Genomic DNA, 2673 nt, shown 5'->3' on the forward strand with positions numbered 1-2673 from the left:
CCTGTCACCGACATTGCCGGATTGATCGAACGCACCGAAGGCCGGATACCCGTTTTCAACGGACGCGGCGGCCTTGAACTGATCGACAATTTCCGCATCGGTTGCCGCGGCATGATCCTGGCGCCTGATGGCATCGACCTCGCCGTGCGCGCCTACAATGCGTTTCGGATCGGTGACGAAGCGACGGCCGAGGCCGAGTACGCAAGAATGCTGCCGGCAGCGGTCTTCGTCATGCAGGGCATCGAGAACCTGATCTGCTACGGCAAGCGGCTGTTCGGCGCCCGCGCAGGCATCCCGATACACGACCGGGCTCCGGCGATGCGGCCCAACGAGACCGGCGTGGCGATGGTGGCGCGCTTTGCGGCTGGCCTCGGTCGGTTGCCTGGCTGAACGGCAACTGCCCGTCAATAGGTCGTCCGCCCACCCGACAGGTCGAACGTGGAGGCGGTCGTGAAACTGTTCTCCTTGGAGACGAGCCAGGCGACCATCGCCGCGGCTTCGTCGACCTCCAGCAGGCGGCCGCGCGGAATGCGCGAGCGCATATATTCGATGTGCTCCGGCGTCAGCTGTTCGAGGATGCGCGTCTGTGCCGTGGCCGGCGAGATGCAGTTCACGGCGATGTCGTACTGCGCCAGTTCCTTGCCGAGCGACTTGGTCAAGCCGATGACCGCCGCCTTCGAGGCTGAATAGGCGGAGGCGTTGGGGTTGCCCTCCTTGCCGGCGACCGAAGCGATGTTGACGATCCGTCCGTAATTGCGCTCCTTCATTCCGGGAACCACGGCGCGATTGACGTAGAACGTACCGTTTACGTTGACGTCGATGACCTTCTTCCACGTCTCGATGTCGTAGACGTCGAGCGGGGCGGCAGGGCCGGCAATTCCGGCGGAATTGACCAGAATGGAAATCTTGCCGGCCAGATCTTCGGTCCTGGCGCGCGCCGCGTCCACCGACGTCCAATCGGCGACGTCCACGATCTCTGTCGTGGCAGCGTTGCCGAGTTCCTTCTTGGCGGTTTCGAGGCGGGCCTCATCGAGATCCCACAAGCTGACCGTCGCGCCGGAAGCGACGAAACGCCTGGCCATCGCGAAGCCGAGGCCTTGGGCGCCACCGGTGACCACAGCGTGCTGGCCGTCAAGATCGATCCTGTTCATGTCGAGCGGTTCTTTCCGTTTGAGCTACTTCCGGGATAAAGGCCGGCCTGTGCAGGCCGGCGATCGCTACATGGTCGCGCCAAGGCTCCATGGCACGAACTCGTTGTCGCCATAGCCGAGCGCTTCCGACCTGGTGCGCCCGCCGGAAGCGACGCGCAGGATCTCGGCAAAGATCTCCTCGCCCTTCTCGGCCAGCGAGACGCCGTCCAGTATGTCTCCGCAATTGATATCCATGTCCTCGCGCATCTGCTCGAAGATGAAGCTGTTGGAGGCAAGCTTGATCGAGGGCGTCGGCTTGCAGCCGAAGGCCGAACCGCGGCCGGTGGTGAAGCACAATATGTTGGCGCCGCCGGCGACCTGCCCGGTGGCCGAGACCGGGTCGTAGCCGGGCGTATCCATGAAGACGAGGCCGCGCTCGTTGATCGGCTCGGCATATTCCAGCACCGCCCGCAGATTGGTGGTGCCGCCCTTGGCGGAAGCGCCGAGCGATTTCTCCAGGATGGTCGTCAACCCACCCAGCTTGTTGCCGGGCGAAGGGTTGTTGTTCATCTCCATGTCGTGCCTGGCGGTATAATCCTCCCACCAGCGGATGCGTTCGATCAGCTTTTCGCCCACCGCGCGGCTCTCGGCGCGCAAGGCGAGGAGATGTTCGGCGCCATAGATCTCGGGCGTCTCCGAGAGCACCGCCGTACCGCCTTGCCCGACAAGCAGGTCCACCGCAGCACCTAGTGCCGGATTGGCGCTGATGCCGGAGTAACCGTCCGATCCGCCGCATTGCAGCGCAAGCACCAGTTCGGAGGCTGGTTGCGGCGTCCTTTCGGCGGCGTTCACCGTAGGCAGCATGTCGACGATCGCCTTCACGCCAGCCTCGACCGTCTTTCGCGTACCGCCGGTTTCCTGGATGGTCATCGTGCGGAAAATCGTGCTCTCCTTGATGTTGTACGACTGCATCCAGCGTGGGATCTGGAACGCTTCGCAGCCGAGTCCGACCATCAGCACGCCGCCGATATTGGGGTTCGTGGCAAAGCCCCATTGCGTCCTTTTCAACAGGTCGTAAGCGGGACCCTTGGTGTCGATGCCGCAGCCAGTGCCGTGGACGAGTGCGATGATACCGTCGACATTGGGATAGTCGCGCAGGATGCCAGACCGGTTGACCTCGTCGGTGATGAACCGGGCGACGCTGGCAGAGCAGTTCACCGAGGTCAGGACGGCAATGAAGTTGCGCGTGCCCACCTTGCCGCTCGGCCGGCGGTAACCCATGAAAGTAGCGCGCTCGGCCTCGGCAACGATCTCGGTTTGCCTGGTATTCGTGCCGAAGACGTAGTCGCGTTCGAAATTTCGCAGATACACATTGTGCTCGTGAACCCAGTCGCCGGCGACGATTGGTTCCCGCGCAAAACCGATGGTCTGGCCGTATTTCACGATCGGCTGGTCCGAGCCGATGTCGCGCAAGGCCATTTTGTGCCCGCGCGGTATGCGTGCCCTGGCAGCCACGTCACCGGCTTTTTCGCCGATCTTCAAC

The 2673-nt window shown here is 63.2% G+C and carries 2 protein-coding genes and 1 pseudogene; 1 reads left to right on the plus strand and 2 read right to left on the minus strand.

From position 1 onward, the window contains the following. Nucleotides 1-390 (plus strand): annotated as a pseudogene (locus tag EN969_RS25855) (dihydrodipicolinate synthase family protein); the annotation flags it as partial. A gap of 14 nt (nt 391-404) precedes the next feature. Here EN969_RS25855 and EN969_RS25860 read toward each other — a convergent pair. Both EN969_RS25860 and EN969_RS25865 read right to left on the minus strand, forming a co-directional pair. Further along, nucleotides 405-1151 carry an SDR family NAD(P)-dependent oxidoreductase gene (locus EN969_RS25860; protein ID WP_013528170.1) on the minus strand — a complete coding sequence of 249 codons (747 nt, stop codon included), beginning with the start codon at nt 1149-1151 and terminating at the stop codon, nt 405-407. Nucleotides 1152-1217: 66 nt separating this feature from the next. After that, the gene (locus tag EN969_RS25865; RefSeq protein ID WP_245467503.1) at nt 1218-2672 is read right to left on the minus strand and encodes an altronate dehydratase family protein; all 1455 of its coding nucleotides are present in this window, start codon (nt 2670-2672) and stop codon (nt 1218-1220) included. Nucleotide 2673 lies beyond the last annotated feature (1 nt).

The organism is Mesorhizobium sp. M7A.F.Ca.CA.003.01.2.1 (assembly GCF_003998945.1).
Taxonomy (GTDB): domain Bacteria; phylum Pseudomonadota; class Alphaproteobacteria; order Rhizobiales; family Rhizobiaceae; genus Mesorhizobium; species Mesorhizobium ciceri.

What these genes read in the sequence shown, in the direction of transcription:
- EN969_RS25860 (WP_013528170.1), bottom strand. Translation starts at nt 1,151, where the DNA reads ATGAACAGGATCGATCTTGACGGCCAGCACGCTGTGGTCACCGGTGGC.